This is a genomic window from Bradyrhizobium sp. 2TAF24 (genome assembly GCF_052115025.1).
Lineage (GTDB): Bacteria > Pseudomonadota > Alphaproteobacteria > Rhizobiales > Xanthobacteraceae > Bradyrhizobium_A.
Genome location: NZ_JBFRFW010000008.1, coordinates 1 through 19,987 on the forward strand (window position 1 = coordinate 1; position 19,987 = coordinate 19,987).

The window sequence follows — 19,987 nt, forward strand, 5'->3', positions numbered from 1 at the left end:
GTCTGGCCGACGAGCTTGAGCGCCGGGCCAAAGCCAGTCAGGTAGCCGAAGCCGGTGACGCCGACGAGGCCCATGGCCATGCCGACCGGCACGCGCAGCAGCATCAGAACGAACAGGGTGACGAAGCCGAGGACGGCGACGGTTTCAGGGGTCATGGCCGTTCACTCCGCCGTCTTGACTTTGGCATCATGGACATCTTCCGGATGGAAGATCAGGCGATAGGTCCGGATCGCGATCAGCAGCACCGCCGAAACGTCACCGATCCAGGCGACCGCGAAGAACGGCCAGTTTGGCAGCCGCAGGTCGTAGGTCAGCACGTTGTCCTGGTAGGTGGTGTGAACCTTGTCGAACAGCGTGATGGTCTGCACCGTCACGACGAACAGCAGCACCAGCGTCGCAAAGATGTCGATCAGGCGCTGGTAGCGCGGCGTAGCGTTGGCCCAGACGAGATCGACGGTAATGTGGGAGCCGCGATAACTGGTCGCGGCAATGCCCCAGAAGATCAGGATGCCGAGCAGCAGCCGGCCGAAGTCGTAGTAGTCGGGGATCGTCACAGCGAAGAACTTGCGCATGAGGATCGCAATGAAGGTGTTCAGCGCCACGATGCCGACAAAGGCGGCGGCGATCAGCTCGATCGTGTCGATGAAGCGGTCCATCAGGCTCTTGCGGCTTGACGGCGACGGCGCCAGCGCGCCGTCCTGACTGACTTCCGGTTGTGCGGTCATCGGGTCCCTGGGGGGTGGAACGGGTGAAACAGACAGTCCAAAGGCAGATCGAGCGGCCAGCGCGGCGGCCGATCGCGGCCACCGCGCCATGCCAGGCGACGCGGATCAGATCCCGGCGTCGTGCTTCTTGATGGCGGCGTCGAGGTCGGCCTGGATCTTGGCCGCATCACCACCGGCGGCTTTGACCGAGTCCGCCCAGGTCGAACGCAGCACCTGTGTCGCGGTCTTCCACTGCCCGATCTGCTCGTCGGTCAGCTTGTAGACCTCATGACCCGGCAGCGCCCGCATCTTGACGCGGCCGTTGGCCTCGAACTCGGTCCAGGGATCGGACACCTTGGCCGCCCACTCCGGCGAGCAGTGGTCATCGAACACCTTCTTCTGGGCGTCCGACATCGAATTATAGGTCTTGAGGTTGACGTTGTAGGTGAACACCGTGGTGTAGAGCGGCGTGTCGATATGGTACTTCACGACCTTATCGATGCCGAACAGGAATACCGAACCCCACGGGAACGCGATCTCGTCGGCAACGCCGCGCTCCAGCGCGTCACGCGATTCAGGCGCCGATGCCTGCACGTTGGTGCCGCCGAGCAGCTTGACCATCTCGGCGAACGTGCTCTGGGCGGGACGCACCTTCAGGCCGCTCAGATCGCTCGGCACGACGATCTTCTTCTTGCCATGCAGCGAACCGGGATCGTGGATGAAGGCGAAGCACAGCTTGGTGTCCTTCATCTCGGTCGGCGCGTATTTGCGGTACCACTCATCGAGCGCCATCGTTCCCTTCTTGCCGTCGCCGAAGGTGAACGGGACCTGGCCGGCGGCCACGATCGGGAAGCGGCCCGGCTGATAGCCCGGGTTGACATAGGTGACGTCGGCGATGCCGTCGCGCGCCATGTCATAGTGGTCGAACGCCTTGCCGAGCTGCTCGGAAGGGAACACGATGCCCTTGATGGTGCCGCCCGAGGCCTTCTCGAGATCGGCGGCCCACGCCTGCGTCGCCGGCACCAGCGGATGCGCCGGCGGCACCCACAGCGAGATCTTCAGGGTAATGGTCTTGTCCTGCGCCATCGCGGGGGTCAGCGCGGACATCGTCCCCGCCATCGCGAGCGCCAGCAGTGTCGTCTTCTTCAAAGGTCCCTCCCTTCGCGGTAAACGCCGAACTTGACCGGGAAACCCGGCTGCCCATGCTAATTATTTAACATGTTATCTAGTTCGACGGGTCTTGCCAAGCCCTCGCGCGCGCCGCAGCGGGGGCGATTGTCCATTGCCGAGCTCATCGACGATGCGGCGAAGCAGCGCCATCAGCAGCGGTTTATCCTTGCCGACGATGGCATCGAGCTTCTCGTCGTGCGCGTGGGCGATCACCTGCAACTTCCTGAGCATCGCCTCCCCGGCCGCGGTGAGCTTGACACCATAGCTGCGCTGGTCGCCGGCCTTGCGGCGGCGGGCGATCAGGCCACGGGCGTCGAGCCCGTTGAGCGTCGAGGTCAGCGTCGAACGGTCGCGCCCACACAGCTTGCTGAGCTCGGTCGGCGTCAGGCCAGGGTTGTCCGACAGGATGGTCAGAATGGTGTACCAGCCGGGCTTGAGATCCGCCTTCCCCGCCGCCTGGCGGATCGCCTGGAACGAGGCCTCCTGGGCGATGCGCAGGTAGTAGCCGATCAGGTTGGCCAGCGCCGGCGGCACGTAAGCCTCCTCGCCGCCAAACGGCGGCGAGGTCTTGATGGGTGCTTTCATCTTCCGTTCGGCCACGATGCCCGACCGCTCAGAACGGATAATGCTGATGGCTTTCGATGGTCACCCAGCGCAGGTCGGTGAACTCCGCCACCGCCGCGCGGCCCCCGAACCGGCCATAGCCCGAGCCCTTGACGCCGCCAAACGGCATCTGGGCCTCGTCGTGCACGGTCGGTCCGTTGATATGGCAGATGCCGCTCTCGATCCGGCCGGCGACGCTGAGCGCGCGGTTGATGTCGCGGCTGAACACCGCCGACGACAGGCCGTACTCGGTGTCGTTGGCGACCCGCACCGCCTCGTCGTCGCCCTTGACGCGGATGACACTCTTGGCCGGGCCGAACGACTCCTCGCTGTAGATGCGCATCGCCGGGGTGACGCGATCGATCACGGTCGCCTCCATGATCGAACCGGTGCGGCCGCCGCCCGCGACGACCTCGGCCCCCTTGGCCTTGGCATCGGCGATCAGTTCCTCGACCTTCTCGGCGGCCTCGACGCTGACGAGGGAGCCCAGCACCACGTGCTCGCGCGGGTTTCCGGCCGGCAGCTTCTTGGCCCGCGCCGCGAACTTGGCGACGAAGGTGTCGGCGATCTTCTCGTCGACGATGATCCGCTCGGTCGACATGCAGATCTGGCCCTGGTTGGCGAACGAACCGAAGATCGCGGCATCGACGGCGTCGTCAATATTGGCGTCGTCGAGCACCACCAGCGGTGCCTTGCCGCCGAGCTCCAGCAGCACCGGCTTGAGATGGCGCCCGGCGGTCTCGGCGATGATGCGGCCGACCCGGGTCGAGCCGGTGAAGTTGATACGCTTCACGGCGGGATGGGCGATCAGCGCCTCGACCACCGCGGCGGCGTCCTCCGGCTGGTTGCTGATGACGTTGACCACGCCCGCCGGGAAGCCGGCTTCGCGGAACACCTGGCCGATCAGGCGCTGGGTGGCCGGGCACAGCTCGGAGGCCTTCAGCACCACCGTATTACCGCACGCCAGCGGCATCGCCACCGCGCGGGTGCCGAGAATGACCGGGGCATTCCACGGCGCAATGCCGACGCAGACGCCGACCGGCTTGCGCACCGCCATCGCCAGGGTGCCGGGCTTGTCGGAGGGAATGACCTCGCCCGAGATCTGGGTGGTCATCGCCGCGGCCTCGCGCAACATGTTGGATGCCAGCATGACGTTGAAGTGGGCCCACGGCGCGGTTGCGCCGGTCTCTTCCGTCATCAGCGCGGCGAAGTCGGCGCCCTTGCCCTGCATGACGTCGGCGGCCTTGAGCAGCAGCATGCGGCGCTCGGTCGGCGACAGCGCAGCCCAGGCCGGGAATGCCTTCGCGGCGCTGTCGACGGCACGCTTGGCGTCCTCGACACCGCCGGCAGCGGCGGTGGTCGCGACCGCGCCGGTCACCGGGTTCTTGCGCGCGAACGTGCGCCCACCCGCGGCATCGAGATCAGAATTGTCGATCAAAAGCTGAACATTCATGGTGCGCTCCCCTCATCCGCATCGGTTGCGATGCTTGACCCGGCATTGATTGCCCGGACGACTAGCAAACCTGCCGCCATCCGACAAGATGCTTGGATATCAAAGTATCTAGTTTGATACCAAAGCATCTCCGGAGATGCCGAATTTTGCAGGGAAAAACGACACCGCGGTGACGGCCATTTCGCATCGCAACACGCAGCACATCGGCGCGGCCAACACCCGAACAAGGCTTGAGAATTTCGCACACCCCGTCGCGCCGCCCGATGAAGCCACGAGTGCGCCGGCCGGCACCAGGCCGTTGTGACCTCGGCCACGTTCCGCCTGCGAGGAGTGCGATGCGCGAGAGACCCCGGCGGCGATCAAGGGAGGACACACGATGATCGGGTGGGGGGCGTCGATGTCGCGATGGCGCCGTGCCGGCGATCGCCATCGACGATCACGTCATCGCCGACATCGCATCGCGACAGGTGCGATCTCCGTCGCACGCACGTATCTGCGGTTGCGCCATCAACGACGAACACCACGCATTGCAAGACTTATCGGCACCGCGCGTGTTCTCGCGACACGCAAGCGCCGCACATGTCCATCGCGAACGACGGCGTCGTCCCGTCGTCAACAGCAGAATCTCGGAGCGGCGTATCAATTCTTGAATTGTGGTGTAATCTTGGTGTCGTGCAGATCGATTCCCGATCAGCGCAGATTCGTTTGAGCCCTTTTGGTCTGATGGAGGACATCATGGCGAAGAAAGCGAAGAAGGCGAAGAAGACGGTGAAGAAGGCGGCCAAGAAGACCGCCAAGAAGAAGACCGCGAAGAAGAAGAAGTAACCTTCGCGCCTCGCGACAATCGCCGCGCTTTCAAGCCGAGACTCGCTTTCCGCGGGATCATCGCCCGGCAGACGCCAACGTCTTTCCGGCCCTATCTCCTACGCGGCAACAAATGGTGAAATTTCGACCCATGGGCAGTCGGTCACTGCCTATGGGCCGATTTTTCTGTGAGGCCACTGCAGCACTGCTGCCGCCTCGCCCTCACCTGGCAAGCCTTTCATTTCACTTCAACTTTCACACTGCGCCATCCCGGCCGCGGTGAAGTTGAGCGTGGCTGCGCTGCATGGCATTCAGCCGGTCAAACCGCCGAGTGAGCGGCCGCCATCGACAAGGATGACCTGCCCGGTGATGAAGTCTGTCGTCGGCGAGGCGAGGAATGCGACCATGTTGGCGATGTCCTCGGGGCGGCCGAGCCGCCCGACCGGCTGCACCGAGGCGAGCCTCGCGCGGGCTTCATCGCTCCACGCGGCGAGGATCGGTGTATCGATGACACCGGGAGCCACCGCGTTCACCAGGATGCCGCGCGGCGCGAGCTCCAGCGCCAGCGCCCGCGTCAAGCCGACCACCGCCGCCTTCGACGCCACATAGTGGGCATAGTCGACGGCGCCGAGATAGGCGCGCGAAGCGATATTGACGATGCGTCCGCTTGCCGACATCCGCCGCGCCGCCGCCCGCGCCAGCACGAACATCCCGACCAGGTTGATATCGTACATCCGGCGGAAGTCCTCGGGGGTGAGGTCCTCGGTCCTCTTGACGTCGAAGATGCCGGCGTTGTTGACCATGACGTCGACCCGCGGCAGGCCGGCGATCAGCGCCTCGCAAGCCGCCTCGTCGCGCACGTCGAGCCGCCGCGCCTCGGCACGGCCGCCCTGGTCGCGGGAGATGGCGGCCGCGGCCTCCTCCACATGCCCATCAACATCAGTCAGCACCACATGGACGCCGTCGGCGGCGAGCCGTTGCGCGGTCGCAAAGCCGATGCCGCGTGCCGCGCCGGTGACGACGGCGATACGGCCCGCTTGCTGCTGCCCGGTCATGGCCTCTCTCCCCTGTCAGCGTGCCGGCGCGTCGTGGGCGTAGGTCGCGACCATGGACGGCCGCTCGCCAAACACCTTGAACCACTGCGCCGCCTGCGGCCGGCCCTCACGCCAGCCATGGTCAGGAAAGCGGAAGTCGAGATAGGCAAGCGCGCAGCCCAGCGTGATGGTGCCGATGGTCACGGCATTACCGAACTGCGGCGCCAGCGCCTCGATCTGATCGAGCGCCGAATTGATCTTGGCGAGTTGGCCGTCGCGCCACGGTTTCCACTGCATCTCCGCCGGACGCACCACGGTCTCGTAACGGGCGAGCAGCGCCGCATCGATCAGGCCATCGCCGAGCGACTGCTGCACCAGCGCCGCCCAGCGCTGCGGCCCGGTCGCCGGGAACACCTTGGTCCCGGTCGACTGGGCGTCGAGGTATTCGCAGATGACGCGGCTGTCGAACAGCGCGGTGCCGTCGTCGGCAAGCGCGGTCGGCACCTTGCCGAGCGGATTACGCGCGACAATGGTCATGTCGCGGTTGATCGGGTGAGCCGCGCTCGGCAGCTTCTCGACCTGGTCGAACTGACCGGTCTCGTGGGCCGTCACCAGCACCTTGCGGACGAACGGCGACGCGGGGGAATAGAACACTTTCAGCATCGGAAATCTCCAGGAGGCAGGAACAGGTCGGTGGAGCGGACGACGGGCACCGTTTACGGCATCCGTCCAGCAATATCGCAGCCGGCAATGTAGCCGAAGGTCAGCGCCGGGCCGAGGGTGATGCCGGCAGCCGGATAGTTGCCGGCCATGATCGAGCGCATGTCGTTGCCGCAGGCATAGAGGCCGGCGATCGGCTCGCCGTCCTCGCTGAGGACACGGGCATGGGTATCGGTCTTCAGGCCGAGCGCCGAGCCGATGTCTCCCGGCCAGACCCGCACCGCGTAGAATGGCGGCTTGACGATCGGGCCGAGGCACGGATTGGGCTTGTGGTCGGGATCGCCGAGATAGCGATTGTATTCCGAGCTGCCCTTGCCGAACTCCGGATCGACGCCGGTCTGCGCATAGCGGTTGTGGTTGGCCACCGTCTCCGCCAGCGCTGCGGCATCGACACCGATCGCCCTGGCGAGGTCCGGCAGGGTCTGCGCCTCGATCAGGTAGCCGGCGCGGATCAGCGGGCCGTGCAGGTACGGACCCGGACGCGCAAGACCAAGGCCGTAGGTGCGCACGAACGCCGCGTCGCACACCAGATAGGACGGGATCGACGGCACGCTCTGGTGCGCCTGATACATGCCTTCGACGAAGCTGTGGTATGAGGTCGCCTCGTTGACGAAGCGCCGGCCGCTCCTGTTGACGGCGATGACGCCGGGCTTCTGGCGGTCGAGCACCAGATGCGGGAACACGGTGGTGCTGCCGTCGGCCTTCTTGAGAATGGAGACCGGTGTCAGGAACGCGGGTTCCGCGGCTTCGCTCTCCATCACGCCGCCGGCCGAGATCCCGAGCCGGATGCCGTCGCCAACATTGCCGGGGGGCGACATGCTGGTGTGCTGGCCGGCGAACGCTACATGCTCGGCCCGCCATTGCGGGTTCTGCGGCGCGCCGCCGCCGGCGAGCACCACCGCCTTGCGGGCGCGGACCCGCTGGCTGCGGCCGCTGGTTTCGATCACCGCGCCGACCACCCGGCCGTTCTCGATGATCAGTTCGCTGATGCCGGTACGCAGCCGCAGGTCGATACCGCGGTCGAGGGCCGACTTCAGCAGCCGCGCCGCCAGCGCGTTGCCGAGGATCAGCCGGGTGCCGCGCGGGTAGCGCAGGCGGTCGCTGAGGTAGCGCCCGATCAGCTTCGCCGCCGCCACGAACGACTTCGCCGACTTGTGCGCCGACAACAGGTTGGCGATGTCCTTGCGGTCCACCATCATGCCGCCGAGGGCGACAAAGGTGTGCAGCGGCGCCCGCACGCTGGCGAAATGCCGTCCGAGCTCGCGGCCGTCGAACGGCGCCGGATCGAGGGTGCGCCCGCCGAGCGAGGCGCCTTCGAGCTCCGGCTCGTAGTCCGGCGAATAGGCCCGTGGCAGCAGCTTCACGGCGGTGTTGGCGGCCATGAACGACACCATGCGCGGGCCGGCGTCGAGGTAGGCTTCCACCATATCGCGGCGCAGCCGGTTGCCGAGCGTCTGCTCGAGGTAGCGCCAGACGCTGGCGCGGCTGTCGCTATGGCCGACCGAGGCCATCAATGGATTTTCGGGAATCCACACCGCGCCGCCGGACACCGCGGTGCTGCCGCCGAAATACTCCGTCTTCTCCACCACCATCACGGTAAGGCCGGCCTGGGCCACCGTCAGTGCCGCGGCCATGCCGCCGGCGCCGGAGCCCATCACCAGGACATCGATCTCGTGATCCCATTGCGAACCGACCATCTCTCTCGTTCCCGTCTTTTTCTTTAAACCTTAGAGCCGATCCGCCCGTCCGTTGCGGCGCGCTGCAGCTGATTGAAACGTCTTGAAACCGAGCCCTTACGCCACTTCCAGCCAGTTACGCCGGGTCTGCGCGTCACCGCGCAGCGCCTCCGGCGTGCCCTCGAACACGATCTGTCCCCGCCCCATCACCAGGCAGCGTCCGGCGATGCGCAGCGCAATGGTCATCTTCTGCTCGACCAGCACGATACCGACGCCGCGGCGGGCGATATCCTGCATCACGTCCACCAGCCCCTCGACGATCTTCGGCGCCAGCCCTTCGGTCGGCTCGTCGATCAGGATGATGCGGGGATGGCAGAGCAGCGAGCGGCACAGGGTGAGCATCTGCTGCTCGCCGCCGGACAGGTTACCCGCCTTGGTCCAGCGCCGCTCCTTGAGACGCGGAAAATAACTGTACATCTGCTCGATGGTCCACGCCGGGGCGCCGGCGACCGGCGGCTGCTGGCCGACCTGCAAGTTCTCTTCCACAGTGAGGAAGTCGAACACCAGCCGCTCCTCGGGCACGAAGGAGATGCCGTGGCGCACAATACGGTGCGCCGGCGCGCCCGCCAGTTCATGGTCGCCGAGGCGGACCGAGCCAGCGCTCGGCGTCACCAGGCCGACGATGGTCTTGAGCATGGTGGAGCGGCCCGAGCCGTTGCGGCCGAGCACGGCGACGATCTCGCCCTGGTCCATGGCCATGTCGACCCCGGTCAGCACATGGCTCTTGCCATAGTGAGCATGCAGGTTGCGGATCGACAGCGCGGTCATGCGTGGCCCTCGCCAAGATAGGCTTCCTGAACGCGGGCATTGTCGCGAATGGCCGCGGGGGTGTCGGAGGCGATGATCTGGCCATAGACCAGCACCGAGATACGGTCGCTCAGCGAGAACACCACGTCCATGTCGTGCTCGATCACGATCAGGGTCTTTCCCGTGGTGACACGCTGCATCAGGTCCACGGTGTAGCTGGATTCCTCGCGCGACATGCCTGCGGTCGGCTCGTCCAGCAGGATCACCTGCCCGCCCGGCCCGAGCGTCATGCCGATCTCGAGCGCGCGCTGCTCGGAGTATGTCAGATCGCCGGCCATCTTGTTGGCGAGCGCCTCCAGGCGGACCAGCTCCAGCAGTTGCTCGGTGTCGCGGTTGATCGCCCGCGCTGCCGCCGCGCGGCGGAACAGGCTGAAGCGGCGGCCGTGGCGGGCCATCACCGCGATGCGCAGGTTTTCGAACACGCTGAGACGCGCGAACACGGTCGTGGTCTGGAACGAGCGCGACAGTCCGGCGCGGTTGACCTTGTGCGGCGCCATGCCGCCGATGCCAGCACCACGCAGACGGATCTCGCCGGAGGTCGGCTGGTAGTAGCCGGTGACGAGGTTGAACAGTGTCGACTTGCCGGCGCCGTTGGGGCCGATGATGGCATGGCGCTCGCCCTCCCCGACCGTGAGGTCGAGGCCGCGGATGATCTCGGCGTCGCCGAACGACTTCTTCAGTCCGTTGATCTGCAGGGCCGGTGTCATGCGCGCACCTTGAGGCGACGGGTGGACCAGTGCACCGCCGCCGCCGCGCCGACCAGCGCCAGCGGCATGAGCCAGGTGGTCGGCGAGGTCGGCAGCCAGGCGCGGTTGAACACCGAGATCGCCGGCCACACGCCGGTGCGCTCGACCTCGGCGGCATAGTCGCGGGCGAACAGCGTGGCACAGAGCTCGCACAACAGAACGATGCCGAGCGCGGCAAACGCCAAGGTCAGGACCTGCAGGACGAGCCGCCCGGCGGCGCGCCAGCCGTCCCGGCCGATCGCGTCGACCCAGTCGAGACTCCACTGTGCGATGCCGTTCGGAGCCTTCAGCATGACCACAATGAAGATGACGCCCTGGTAGAGCAGCCATGAGCGGGTGAGATCGGACACCACATGACCGAACAGGCTCATCAGGAAGCCGCCGATCGCCGGCCCCAGGAATAAGGTCGAGCCGCCGATGAAGGTGGTCAGCACCACGCTCGACGACATGCTGAGCTGGAACAGGACGTAGTTGGCGCTCTCGTTGGACACGGCGAGCAGCGCGCCGGCGACGCCGGAGAACATCCCGGACACCGCGAATACCAGGATCTTGGTGGCATGAACATTGTAGCCCAGCGCCGGCAACCGCTTTTCGTTCTCCCGTAGCGCGATGGTGAGGCGGCCGAACAGGCTGCGGGTATAGGCCCACAGCAGTCCCGCCGACAGCACCGTCCAGATCAGAACCAGGGTGTAGACGTGCTGCTCGGAGCCGAAATTCCACAGTGCGAACGGCTGGCGGAACGAGGAGATGCCGGTCTCGCCGCCGAAGACGCCCTGCAGATTGGGGGCCAGCGTGTACAGCAGCTCGGCGATGGCCAGCGTCACCATGGAAAAATAGACGCCGCTACGCATGGTGGCGAAAAAGCCGAACACCGCGCCGGCGAGCCCCCCCCGCCAGTGCGCCGGCCAGCGGGATGAACGGCGTGGGCAGCCACAACACGCCGTGGTCGACGGCGACCATGGCATGCACGGCGGCAAAGGCGCCGACGGCAAAATAGGCGGCATGGCCAAACGACAGCATGCCCGCCTGCCCCGCCAGCAGGTTGAAGGCGAGCGCGAACAATGCAGCGATCAGCGCCTTGCTGAGGACGCCGAGGGTGGCATCGGCAAGCAGGAACGGCGCCGCGGCAAGCGTCAGCACCACGAGAACGAGGGCGGCTGCGCCGATCCGCGACCGGGACAGCGCCGCGCCGGCCGGTGCCTGCGACGAAGCGGTGAGAGGCATGGCGGTCATCCTACAGACGATCTCCGAACAGGCCGGCGGGCCGGACCATCAACACGATCAGCATCACCAGCACCGGCATGGCGCCGGCGAAGGTGGAGAGCTTGACGACGAGCGGGCCACCAAGCGCGGTGACGATCCCGCCGAGGCCGACATAGCCGAACAGGTCGGCGATCGAGACGTCGATGCCGATCGACAGCGACGTCAACAGGCCGATAATCAGCGAGGCGGCGAACGCGCCCTCGAGCGAGCCGAGGCCGCCGACCACGACGACGACGAACACCAGCACGCCCATCTCCAGTGCCATGTTGGGGCTGGTGGTGAGCAGCGCGCCCCCGACGACGCCGGCGACGCCCGCCATCCAGGCGCCGAGGCCGAAGGTGCCCATGAACAGCGTATCGACGTTGTGGCCGAGTGCCCCGGTCATCGCCGGGCGCTGCACCGCCGCGCGCACGACAATACCGATGCGGGTACGGCGCAGCAGGTAGAACAGGATGCTGAACAGCACGAGCGCCGTCACCCCGACGAAGATGCGATAGAACGGATAGTCGGTGCCGAACAGCGAGAACGCGGGAAAGCGCAGCGCCGCCGGTACATTGTAGGGCACGGCATAATTGCCGAACACCAGCTTCATCATTTCCTCGGCCACGAACGCAAGGCCGAAGGTCATCAGCAGCTCATGGGCATGGCCGAACTTGTGGACGGGGCGCAGCAGGAAGCGCTCGACCACGATGCCGATGATCCCGACCAGGATCGGCGCAACGATCAACGCTCCGGCGAAGCCGATCAGCTTGACCAGCGAATACGCCAGATATGCCCCGATCATGTAGAACGACGCATGGGCGAAGTTGATGATGCCCATCATGCCGAACACCAGCGTCAGGCCGGCAGACACCATGAACAGCAGCAAGCCATAGATCAGGCCGTTGATGGTGGAAACGACAATGAATTCCATCGCGTGCCCGCGCGCCGCCCCCGCGGCGCGCGCCTCCCCTTAGCGATTGGCGATCAGTTCGGCCGCTGCATCTTGCAGGACGGCGCGACCTCGATGGCGGCGGTCTTCGCATCCACCACCTTCAGCAGCTTGAAGCCCATGTCTGTGCCATCGACCTTGTAGGCCGCAGCTTTCGACACTTCGCTGACGGTGATCGGCAGGATCGCCTGGTGGTCGTCCTTGCGCACCGACCACGGCCCGATCGGCGACTCCCAATGCGAGCTCTCGATCGCCAGCGCCAATGCCTTGGCGTCGATCGCGCCGCCCTTGAAGTCGACGGTCTTGAGCGCCTCGCCGAGCAGCATCAGCGCGAACACCGCGGTCGGTTCCTCGGAATAGGGATAGTGGCCGATGCGGGTCTTGAAATCCTCGATGAACGCCTTGCCCTTCTCGCCGCCCGCCTCGAGGTTGTAGATCTTGACGAGATAGGAGCCGAGCGCGGCCGGGCCGGCATTGCCGAGCGTGCCGGGAGTGTCGAGCGAGGTGTTGCCGAAGCGCACCTTGGAGCCGGCGTCCCCCGCCGCCTTGAGCAGCAGGATGATGTCGTTGGCCCAGTTGCCGGTCAGCACCGTCTCGGCGCCGGATGCCTTGATCTTCGCCATGTAGGGCGAGAAGTCCTGGATCTTGTTGACGTCATGCAGCACCGCCTCGACCACGGTGGCACCGGCTTCCTTGACCGCACGGGCCTGGGCGGCCTGCATGTCGTGACCGTAGGAGTAGTTCTGGTTGATGGAGTACACCTTGGTGCCGAGCACGCCGGTTTCCTTCATCACCTTGACCAGCGCCTGCATCCGCACATAGGGGTTCGACCCCATGCGGAAGAACCAGAAGTGGCAGCGCTCGGCGGTCAGCTCGTAGGCCTCCGAGCCGACATTGTAGTAGATGATTTCCTTGCCGGGATTGCGCAGGTTGTACTTGCGGATGTCCTCGGTGAGCTGGGCGGCGACGGCGGACGACGATGCCGAGGAGACGATCCGCGCACCGTCGGCGATCGCGGTCTTGAGCTTGTCAGCCGCGCCGGTCGGACCGCCCTGGTTGTCGTATTCGATCAGTTGAACCTTGTCGCCGTTGAAACCGCCGGCCTCATTGATGCGGGCGACGCCGTAGCGCATGCCTTCGGTGAAGGCGATGCCGGTCTGCGCCGCCGGCCCCGACAGCGCCTCGATCATCGCGATCTTCAGCGGCTCGGCCGAGGCTGCCCCCATCAGCGCGGCGAACGACGCACCCGCGGCCAGCATCTTGAGCAATGATTTCACAACAGCCATGACGGCCCTCCCTCTCGTTTTGGTTCTTGCTTGCCCGGACGCCAGCTACTGCTGGGCGTCCAGGATCTTGCTGGCGTAGTCGCGGCCCCTGGCGTGGGTCAGGAAGCCGGCAGTCAAACCGCCGTCGACCGGGATCACCGCGCCGTTGACGTAGGACGCGTGGTCGGACAGCAGAAACAGGATGACGGCGGCGATCTCACTCGCCTGTGCGACACGGCCGAGCGGCGTGCGGTCGCACATCACCCCGTCGACGAAGCGCTCGGGCACGCCGCCGCGCAGCATCGGCGTATCGACCGCGTTGGGCCCGACGCCGTTGACGCGGATGCCGCGGTTGCCCCACTCGATGGCCAGCGTCTTGGTCAGCCCGACCACCGCCCATTTCGATGCGGCGTAGTTCGCCCGCCCCGCCTGACCGCCGAACGACGTGATCGAGGCCAGCGTGACGATGGCGCCACGCTGGCGCGGCAACATCACCTCGGCTGCGGCCTGACAGCTGTAGAACGTACCGGACAGGTTGATGTCGATGACGTCGCGCCAGGCCGCGCCGTCCATGGTCTCCGCCGGCTGGGTTCGGGTGATGCCCGCCGCCGGTACGAGGCCTGCGATCGGGCCGGTGTCGCGCTCGATCGCCGCGACCACCGCCCTGGTGGCGTCGAGGTCGCGCACGTCGAGCGCATGCCCCACAGCGCGGGTGCCGAAACGATCGGTGATCTCCCGCGCGGTCTGCGACGCGGCCGCGCCGTCCATGTCCGCGAGCGCGACATCGCCACCGGCCGCGGCGATCGCCTCAGCGGTCGCCCGGCCGATGCCGCGCGCCCCGCCGGTGATGAGAAACAGCCGTCCAGCAATTCCGTCCATGAGCACCTTCCGATCGGGGGCGGCTTATAATTGGATACAATTACCCTTGTAAAGACCAATTTCAAGGAATAAAAAACCTCTTAACGCTTAGATTGTATCCAATGAGATCCAGATGGCTGCCACCCGCACCCGGTCCCAGACCGTGACCGACGACATCCGCGAGCTGATCGTTCAGGGAGAATTGCAGCCGGGCGAGCACGCCAACGAGCAGCCGATCGCCGAACGCCTCGGCGTGTCGCGCACGCCGGTACGGACCGCGCTGAGCACGCTGGCGACTGAAGGCTTCCTCGTCTACCACCCGAACCGCGGCTACTTCGTCCGCCGTTTCGACCTGTCCGAGCTGATGGACGCCTACGACGTCCGCGCCACACTGGAAGGCCTCGCGGCGCGGCGCGCCGCCGAACGCGGCCTCAACGACGAGGACGAGGCGGCGATCCGCGCTGCGCTCGCCGACGGCGACCGCATCCTGACCAAGGACACGTTCGAGCCGGACGACCTGCTGCCCTACAGGGCGATGAACATGGCGGTGCACGGTACAGTCATCAAGGCCGCGCACAGTGTCCGCCTCGAGCAGGCGATCCGCTCGGCGCAGAACATGCCGCTGCTGTCCGACCGCATCATTCTCTGGCAGGACCTGCCGATCCTGCGGCGCTCGCACGACGACCACCATCGCGTGCTCGACGCCATCCTGCATCGCAAGGAATGGCGTGCGGAATCGCTGATGCGCGAGCACGTCTACTATGCCGGCCTCAACCTGCAGCGCCACCTGCGCCAGTATTGCGGCCATGACGACATCATCCAGCCCGAGGCCTGGCGCGACGTGCTTGCCTCGTAGCGCCTCACCCGCTCCTCAAGCAACACAATCAACAACAACGAGAGGAAACACCCGGGATGAGCGCCTCGACCGCACTGTTCGATGTCACCGATCGCATCACCATCATCACCGGCACCTCGTCCGGCATCGGCCTCGCCACCGCGCAGGCCTTCCTGCAGGCCGGCGCTCGCGTGCTCGGCGCCGACCGCACCGAAGCGCCGCAGGCACTGACCGCTCACCCGCACTTTCAGGGGGTGACGCTGGATCTGACTGCCGAAGACGCCGGCCATGCCGTGCTCGCCGCCTGCCGCACCCGGTTCGGCGAGGTCGACGTGCTGATCAATAACGCCGGCATCGGCGACGCCAAGTCGATTGCGCTAACGAGCGATGCCGACCTTGCGCGCTATCTCGCCGTCAATGTCGCGGCGCCCTTCCGGCTTTGCCGCGAGGTGATCGCCGCGATGAAGGGACGCGGCGGTGCCATCATCAACATCGCCTCGGTGTTCGGCATGGTCGGGGCTGCCAACAGCGCCGCTTATGCGCCGACCAAGGCCGCCGTGATCGGCATGACCCAGCAGCTCGCCACCGAGTTCGGCCGCGACGGCATCCGCGTCAACGCCGTCGCGCCCGGCCTGATCGCCACCCCGCTGACAGAGACGCGGCTCGGCACCAATCCCTGGTTCCGGACCATGATGATCGACAACTGCCCGCTCGGCCGTCCCGGCCGCGCCGACGAGGTCGCCGCCGCCTGCGTGTTTCTCGCCTCCCCGGCCGCGAGCTTCATCACCGGCGTCACCCTGCCGGTCGACGGCGGCTGGTCGAACGCCAAGTTCCTGCCGGCGCCGGTTTAGAGCGTTTTCGAGCGAAGTGGACACCGGTTCGCGTGAAGAAAACGCGTCAAACAAAAAATCAGAGCGCGTTCGCGCTTCCATCCGAAGCAAACGCGCTCTAAGCGCTCAGAAGCCGCGCGCAACGACAAGCGATGCGCGCGGCCATCGCACGATGCGGCCTTCTTACTTCACCAGAGCGATCGCTGCGCGCAGCGTTTCCACGATCTGGCCGATCTGGCCTTCCTCGATGATCAGCGGTGGCGACAGCGCGATGACGTCGCCGGTCACGCGCACCAGAACGCCGCGGCGATAGCACTCGGCAAACACCTCCTGCCCCCGCGCGCCGACCGCGCCGTCGCGCGGCGCAAGCTCGATCCCGGCAATCAGTCCGGCGGCGCGGATGTCGACGACATGCGGGCAGTCGCGCAGCGTATGCATCGCATCCGACCAGCCGGTGGCGAGCGTCGCACCACGGGTCAGCAGGTTCTCGCGCTTGTAGATATCGAGCGTGGCGAGACCCGCCGCACAGGCCGCAGGGTGACCGGAATAGGTATAACCGTGGAAGAACTCGATCTGGCTCTCGTCGCCCTGCATCAGTGCGTCGTAGATCGAAGAGCTCGCAAACACCGCCCCCATCGGGATGGTGCCGTTGGTCAGGCCCTTGGCGGTGGTGACGATATCAGGCGTGACACCGAAATAGTCGGTCGCGAACGGCGTGCCGAGGCGGCCGAAGCCGGTGATGACCTCGTCGAAGATCAAGAGGATGCCATGCCTGGTCGCGATCTCGCGCAGCCGCTGCAGGTAGCCCTTCGGCGGCAGCAGCGCGCCGGTCGAGCCGGCAACCGGCTCGACGATTACAGCGGCAATGGTGTCGGCGCCGTGCAGCACCACCAGCCGCTCGAGATCGTCGGCGAGTTCGGCGCCGTGCTCGGGCAGGCCGCGCGAGAACGCGTTGCGCGCCGGGTCGTGGGTATGCCGCAGGTGATCGACGCCCGGCAGCGACGTGAAGGCGCGGCGGTTGTAGCCGAGACCGCCGACCGACAGTCCGCCGAAGCCGACGCCATGATAACCACGCTCGCGGCCGATCAATCGGGTGCGGCTCGCCTGGCCCGTCGCGCGATGATAGGCGAGCGCGATCTTGAGCGCGGTGTCGACCGATTCAGAGCCCGAATTGGTGAAGAACACACGGTCGAGCCGGCCGCCGCCCGGCGCCATCGCCGCGAGCTTCTCGGCGAACTCGAAGGCGATCGGGTGACCCATATTGAAGGACGGCGCATAGTCGAGCGTCGACAACTGACGTTCGACCGCCTGCACGATCTCGCGCCGGCCATGGCCGGCATTGACGCACCACAGCCCGGCTGCGCCGTCCAGGATGCGGCGATCGTCAGCGGTGGTGTAGTGCATCCCCTCGGCGGCGACCAGCAGCCGCGGCTCACGCTTGAAGCGGCGGTTGGCGGTGAACGGCATCCAGTAGCTGGACAGGTCGAGCGCATTGGCAGGCGATTGGCTGGTCATGGGGCGTTTCCTCCGTCTGGAGCGAGGGAACACACTGGCGAGGGTGTTGAACAGTCCTTTTCTGATTTACTCTAAGCTACTGAAATCATTTGTATCTATTTTCAAGATTTGCGATATTTCGAACAACTTCAACACCCGGCCGGAACGCTTCGGCGGGTTGAAACGGGCGGCCCTGCATGAGCGACGACATCGGCAACCGGCTGCGATCCCTCAGGATTTGGCACAATCTGTCGCAACGGGAGCTCGCCAAGCGCGCCGGTGTGACCAACTCCACCATCTCGCTGATCGAATCGAACCGCACCAACCCTTCAGTCGGCGCGCTCAAGCGCATCCTCGACGGCTTCCCAATCGGTCTTGCCGAATTCTTCTCGTTCGAGCCGGAGCGCCCCAAACAGGTGTTCTACCGGGCCGACGAACTCGTCGAGATCGGCAAGGGGCCGATCTCATTCCGCCAGGTCGGCGAGAGCATGTTCGGCCGCGCGCTGCAGATCCTGAAGGAGTGCTACGCGCCCGGCGCGGACACCGGCAAGGTGCCGCTGGTCCATGAGGGTGAGGAAGGCGGCATTGTCCTGAGCGGACGGCTCGAGGTCACGGTCGACGACGAGCGCAAGATCTTGGGGCCCGGCGACGCCTACTATTTCGAGAGCCACCGGCCGCACCGCTTCCGCTGTGTCGGCCCCGTACCTTGCGACGTGATCAGCGCCTGCACGCCGCCGACATTCTGACGGGACGGCCTCCCCATCATGTCGCCGACGCCGGCGGCATCCTGAAACTGGGGAAACGGCTCAGCAGCGCCGCCTTCACGAACTTGAAGTGCTTGATGGTGTGGGTCAGCTCGTCGAGGCGCCGCTGGCCGTTGGCGACCTCCTGGTCGAACAGGTTCTGGTGGTGGGTATCGAGCGGTTCACGGGTGAGATATTCGTCGCTGTCATTGCCAAGCGTCACGGCCGCGCGGGCGAGCACGTCGTCGATGCGCGTGCTGAGCCCCGACCACTCGGTTTCCGCAGCTCCGACCGCGGCATCGATGGCACGGACAATCGAGGCGATCCGGGCGGTGTCGGTCTCCGCGTCACGCCCCGCCGAGCGGGCCCGGAACGGGCCACCGGACCGCGCACGCGAGAACAGCTGGAACATGGGTCGCTCCCTTTGGCCATGTCGATGCGCCCGTCGACGGACAGGCGGTATCCTCAGGCAGCGCGGGCGATCTGTAAATCCGGGTTTGCCCCGATCTTCCGTCGAGGCTCCCTTAGAGATAGCCCTCCCCCGCCTCCTCCGCGAAGCGTCCGGGATCGCCCTCCCAGACGATCCGCGCATGCTCGAGCACATAGACACGATCGGCGTGCGGCAGTGCAAAAGTGACATTCTGCTCGCCGAGCAGCACGGTAATCGACGTGGTCTGCCGCAGCCGCGTCAAGGCCTTCGACAATTGCTCCAGGATGACCGGCGCCAGTCCCAGGGTCGGCTCGTCGAGAACGAGAATTTTCGGTTGCATCATCAGCGCGCGGCCGATGGCCAGCATCTGCTGCTCGCCCCCCGACAGCGTCTGCGCCATCTGCCCCTGCCGCTCCCTGAGAATCGGGAACAACTCGAACAGCCAGGCGAGCTGGCGCCCGCGCGCCTCGTCATCGAGATGCTGGCCGCCGAGGTCGAGATTCTCGCGCACCGTCATCTCGCCGAACAGCTCACGCGTTTCCGGACAATGCACGATGCCGCTGCGGGCGATCTTCGCCGGCGACATGCCACGCAGCGGCTCGCCATCGCGCACGATCTCGCCACTGTAGGGCAACAAGCCGGAAATGGCGTTGAACAGCGTGGTCTTGCCGGCGCCATTCAATCCGACGATGGAGACGAACTCGCCCTGGTGAACGTGGATCGAGACGTCCTGCAGCGCCTGCGCCTTGCCGTAGGTCACACTGAGGTTCAGCACCTGCAGCAACGGCACCTTGTCGGTGAAGCTGGTTTCCGGGCGCGCCGAAGTCTCGATCGCGCCGCCGAGATAGACCCGGCGTACCGTCTCGTTGCGCATCACCTCGTCGGCACGGCCGGTGACGATCTCCTCGCCGAGATACATCGCCAGCACCCGGTCGACCAGCGCCGCCACGCTCTTGACGTTGTGATCGACCAGCAGCACCGCCCGCCCCTCGTCGCGAAAGCTGCGGATCAGGTCGGAGAAGGTCGCGACCTCGGCGAGTGTCAGGCCGGCGAACGGCTCGTCCACCAGCACCACCTTGGGATCGCGCGCGATCGCCTTGGCGAGCTCGAGGCGACGCAGGTCGGCGAACGGCAGCGTCGGCGGCCGGCGGTCCATCACCGCGCCCAGCCCCACCCGCTCGGCGATCCATTTCGCCCGCTCGATCAGCGCATGGTCGGCGAACAGCTTGAACAGGCTGTCCGGCAGCAGCGCCACCATGATGTTTTCCAATACCGTCTGCCGGTTCAGCGGCCGCGAATGCTGGAACACCATGCCAAAGCCGCGGCGGGCGATCTGGTGGGACGGCTGCCCGGCGATGTCCTCGCCCTGAAAGCGCACCGTGCCGGCGGTCGGCCGCTCGATGCCCATGATCGCCTTCATCGCGGTGGACTTGCCGGACCCGTTGGGGCCGATCAGGCCGAGGATCTCGCCGCCATGCAGGTCAAGGGTGAGGTTCTTGACCGCGGTCAGGCCGCCGAAGCGCTTGACCAGGCCACGGACTTCAAGGGTCGGCCGCATCGT

General features: G+C 66.2%; 21 protein-coding genes and 1 pseudogene. 4 read left to right on the top strand and 18 right to left on the bottom strand.

Annotation, left to right across the window (positions count from 1 at the left end; all coding sequences use genetic code 11):
- The 5 genes and pseudogenes from AB4Z37_RS13980 to AB4Z37_RS14000 all read right to left on the bottom strand — a co-directional run.
- Positions 1-155, bottom strand: a pseudogene (locus AB4Z37_RS13980) (C4-dicarboxylate ABC transporter permease); the annotation flags it as partial.
- A 6-nt stretch (positions 156-161) separates the two neighbouring features.
- Positions 162-725 carry a TRAP transporter small permease gene (locus AB4Z37_RS13985; protein ID WP_441517342.1) on the bottom strand — a complete coding sequence of 188 codons (564 nt, stop codon included), beginning with the start codon at positions 723-725 and terminating at the stop codon, positions 162-164.
- Between the two features lie 105 nt (positions 726-830).
- Positions 831-1,823, bottom strand: a complete 993-nt coding sequence (locus AB4Z37_RS13990; protein WP_441517569.1) for a TRAP transporter substrate-binding protein — start codon at positions 1,821-1,823, stop codon at positions 831-833.
- A gap of 102 nt (positions 1,824-1,925) precedes the next feature.
- The gene (locus AB4Z37_RS13995) at positions 1,926-2,459 is read right to left on the bottom strand and encodes a MarR family winged helix-turn-helix transcriptional regulator (RefSeq protein ID WP_441517343.1); all 534 of its coding nucleotides are present in this window, start codon (positions 2,457-2,459) and stop codon (positions 1,926-1,928) included.
- Positions 2,460-2,487: 28 nt separating this feature from the next.
- Positions 2,488-3,930 (bottom strand): aldehyde dehydrogenase, encoded by a 1,443-nt coding sequence (locus tag AB4Z37_RS14000; protein WP_441517344.1) that lies wholly within the window; start codon positions 3,928-3,930, stop codon positions 2,488-2,490.
- Positions 3,931-4,066: 136 nt separating this feature from the next.
- Here AB4Z37_RS14000 and AB4Z37_RS14005 point away from each other — a divergent pair, with 136 nt between their 5' ends.
- On the top strand, positions 4,067-4,234 hold the full coding sequence (locus AB4Z37_RS14005; protein WP_441517345.1) for a hypothetical protein: 168 nt from the start codon (positions 4,067-4,069) through the stop codon (positions 4,232-4,234).
- An 811-nt stretch (positions 4,235-5,045) separates the two neighbouring features.
- Here AB4Z37_RS14005 and AB4Z37_RS14010 read toward each other — a convergent pair.
- The 10 genes from AB4Z37_RS14010 to AB4Z37_RS14055 all read right to left on the bottom strand — a co-directional run bounded on the left by AB4Z37_RS14010 (position 5,046) and on the right by AB4Z37_RS14055 (position 14,115).
- A complete protein-coding gene (locus AB4Z37_RS14010) occupies positions 5,046-5,789 on the bottom strand; it encodes an SDR family NAD(P)-dependent oxidoreductase (RefSeq protein WP_441517346.1) in 744 nt (247 codons plus the stop codon).
- 15 nt (positions 5,790-5,804) lie between these two features.
- Positions 5,805-6,428, bottom strand: a complete 624-nt coding sequence (locus AB4Z37_RS14015) for a glutathione S-transferase (protein ID WP_441517570.1) — start codon at positions 6,426-6,428, stop codon at positions 5,805-5,807.
- Positions 6,429-6,484: 56 nt separating this feature from the next.
- Positions 6,485-8,185, bottom strand: coding sequence for an FAD-dependent oxidoreductase (locus AB4Z37_RS14020; protein WP_441517347.1), 1,701 nt, complete (start codon positions 8,183-8,185; stop codon positions 6,485-6,487).
- Positions 8,186-8,281: 96 nt separating this feature from the next.
- On the bottom strand, positions 8,282-8,992 hold the full coding sequence (locus AB4Z37_RS14025) for an ABC transporter ATP-binding protein (protein ID WP_441517348.1): 711 nt from the start codon (positions 8,990-8,992) through the stop codon (positions 8,282-8,284).
- Positions 8,989-9,738 carry an ABC transporter ATP-binding protein gene (locus tag AB4Z37_RS14030; protein WP_441517349.1) on the bottom strand — a complete coding sequence of 250 codons (750 nt, stop codon included), beginning with the start codon at positions 9,736-9,738 and terminating at the stop codon, positions 8,989-8,991. The genes AB4Z37_RS14025 and AB4Z37_RS14030 overlap by 4 nt, the downstream gene beginning before the upstream one ends.
- Positions 9,735-10,649, bottom strand: a complete 915-nt coding sequence (locus tag AB4Z37_RS14035; RefSeq protein ID WP_441517350.1) for a branched-chain amino acid ABC transporter permease — start codon at positions 10,647-10,649, stop codon at positions 9,735-9,737. The genes AB4Z37_RS14030 and AB4Z37_RS14035 overlap by 4 nt, the downstream gene beginning before the upstream one ends.
- Positions 10,621-11,001 carry a hypothetical protein gene (locus AB4Z37_RS14040; RefSeq protein WP_441517351.1) on the bottom strand — a complete coding sequence of 127 codons (381 nt, stop codon included), beginning with the start codon at positions 10,999-11,001 and terminating at the stop codon, positions 10,621-10,623. The genes AB4Z37_RS14035 and AB4Z37_RS14040 overlap by 29 nt, the downstream gene beginning before the upstream one ends.
- 10 nt (positions 11,002-11,011) lie before the next feature.
- A complete protein-coding gene (locus tag AB4Z37_RS14045) occupies positions 11,012-11,953 on the bottom strand; it encodes a branched-chain amino acid ABC transporter permease (RefSeq protein WP_441517352.1) in 942 nt (313 codons plus the stop codon).
- Between the two features lie 53 nt (positions 11,954-12,006).
- Positions 12,007-13,257: an ABC transporter substrate-binding protein gene (locus AB4Z37_RS14050; protein WP_441517353.1), complete on the bottom strand. Its 1,251-nt coding sequence runs from the start codon at positions 13,255-13,257 to the stop codon at positions 12,007-12,009.
- A gap of 45 nt (positions 13,258-13,302) precedes the next feature.
- Positions 13,303-14,115 carry an SDR family NAD(P)-dependent oxidoreductase gene (locus AB4Z37_RS14055; RefSeq protein WP_441517354.1) on the bottom strand — a complete coding sequence of 271 codons (813 nt, stop codon included), beginning with the start codon at positions 14,113-14,115 and terminating at the stop codon, positions 13,303-13,305.
- Positions 14,116-14,227: 112 nt separating this feature from the next.
- On the opposite strand from AB4Z37_RS14055, the gene AB4Z37_RS14060 reads away from it, so the two are divergent.
- Positions 14,228-14,950 (top strand): GntR family transcriptional regulator, encoded by a 723-nt coding sequence (locus AB4Z37_RS14060; RefSeq protein WP_441517355.1) that lies wholly within the window; start codon positions 14,228-14,230, stop codon positions 14,948-14,950.
- A 56-nt stretch (positions 14,951-15,006) separates the two neighbouring features.
- Complete coding sequence (locus tag AB4Z37_RS14065) at positions 15,007-15,780, top strand: SDR family NAD(P)-dependent oxidoreductase (protein WP_441517356.1); 774 nt, start codon at positions 15,007-15,009, stop codon at positions 15,778-15,780.
- 162 nt (positions 15,781-15,942) lie between these two features.
- On the opposite strand, the gene AB4Z37_RS14070 is transcribed toward AB4Z37_RS14065, so the two are convergent.
- Entirely contained in the window at positions 15,943-17,274 is a 1,332-nt protein-coding gene (locus AB4Z37_RS14070) for an aspartate aminotransferase family protein (protein ID WP_441517357.1), read from the bottom strand.
- 176 nt (positions 17,275-17,450) lie between these two features.
- Between AB4Z37_RS14070 and AB4Z37_RS14075 the strand changes: the two genes are divergently transcribed.
- The gene (locus tag AB4Z37_RS14075) at positions 17,451-17,999 is read left to right on the top strand and encodes a cupin domain-containing protein (RefSeq protein WP_441517358.1); all 549 of its coding nucleotides are present in this window, start codon (positions 17,451-17,453) and stop codon (positions 17,997-17,999) included.
- Positions 18,000-18,015: 16 nt separating this feature from the next.
- Here AB4Z37_RS14075 and AB4Z37_RS14080 read toward each other — a convergent pair whose 3' ends face one another.
- Positions 18,016-18,408 carry a hypothetical protein gene (locus AB4Z37_RS14080; RefSeq protein ID WP_441517359.1) on the bottom strand — a complete coding sequence of 131 codons (393 nt, stop codon included), beginning with the start codon at positions 18,406-18,408 and terminating at the stop codon, positions 18,016-18,018.
- Between the two features lie 112 nt (positions 18,409-18,520).
- Positions 18,521-19,984: an ATP-binding cassette domain-containing protein gene (locus tag AB4Z37_RS14085; protein WP_441517360.1), complete on the bottom strand. Its 1,464-nt coding sequence runs from the start codon at positions 19,982-19,984 to the stop codon at positions 18,521-18,523.
- Between the last annotated feature and the right edge of the window lie 3 nt (positions 19,985-19,987).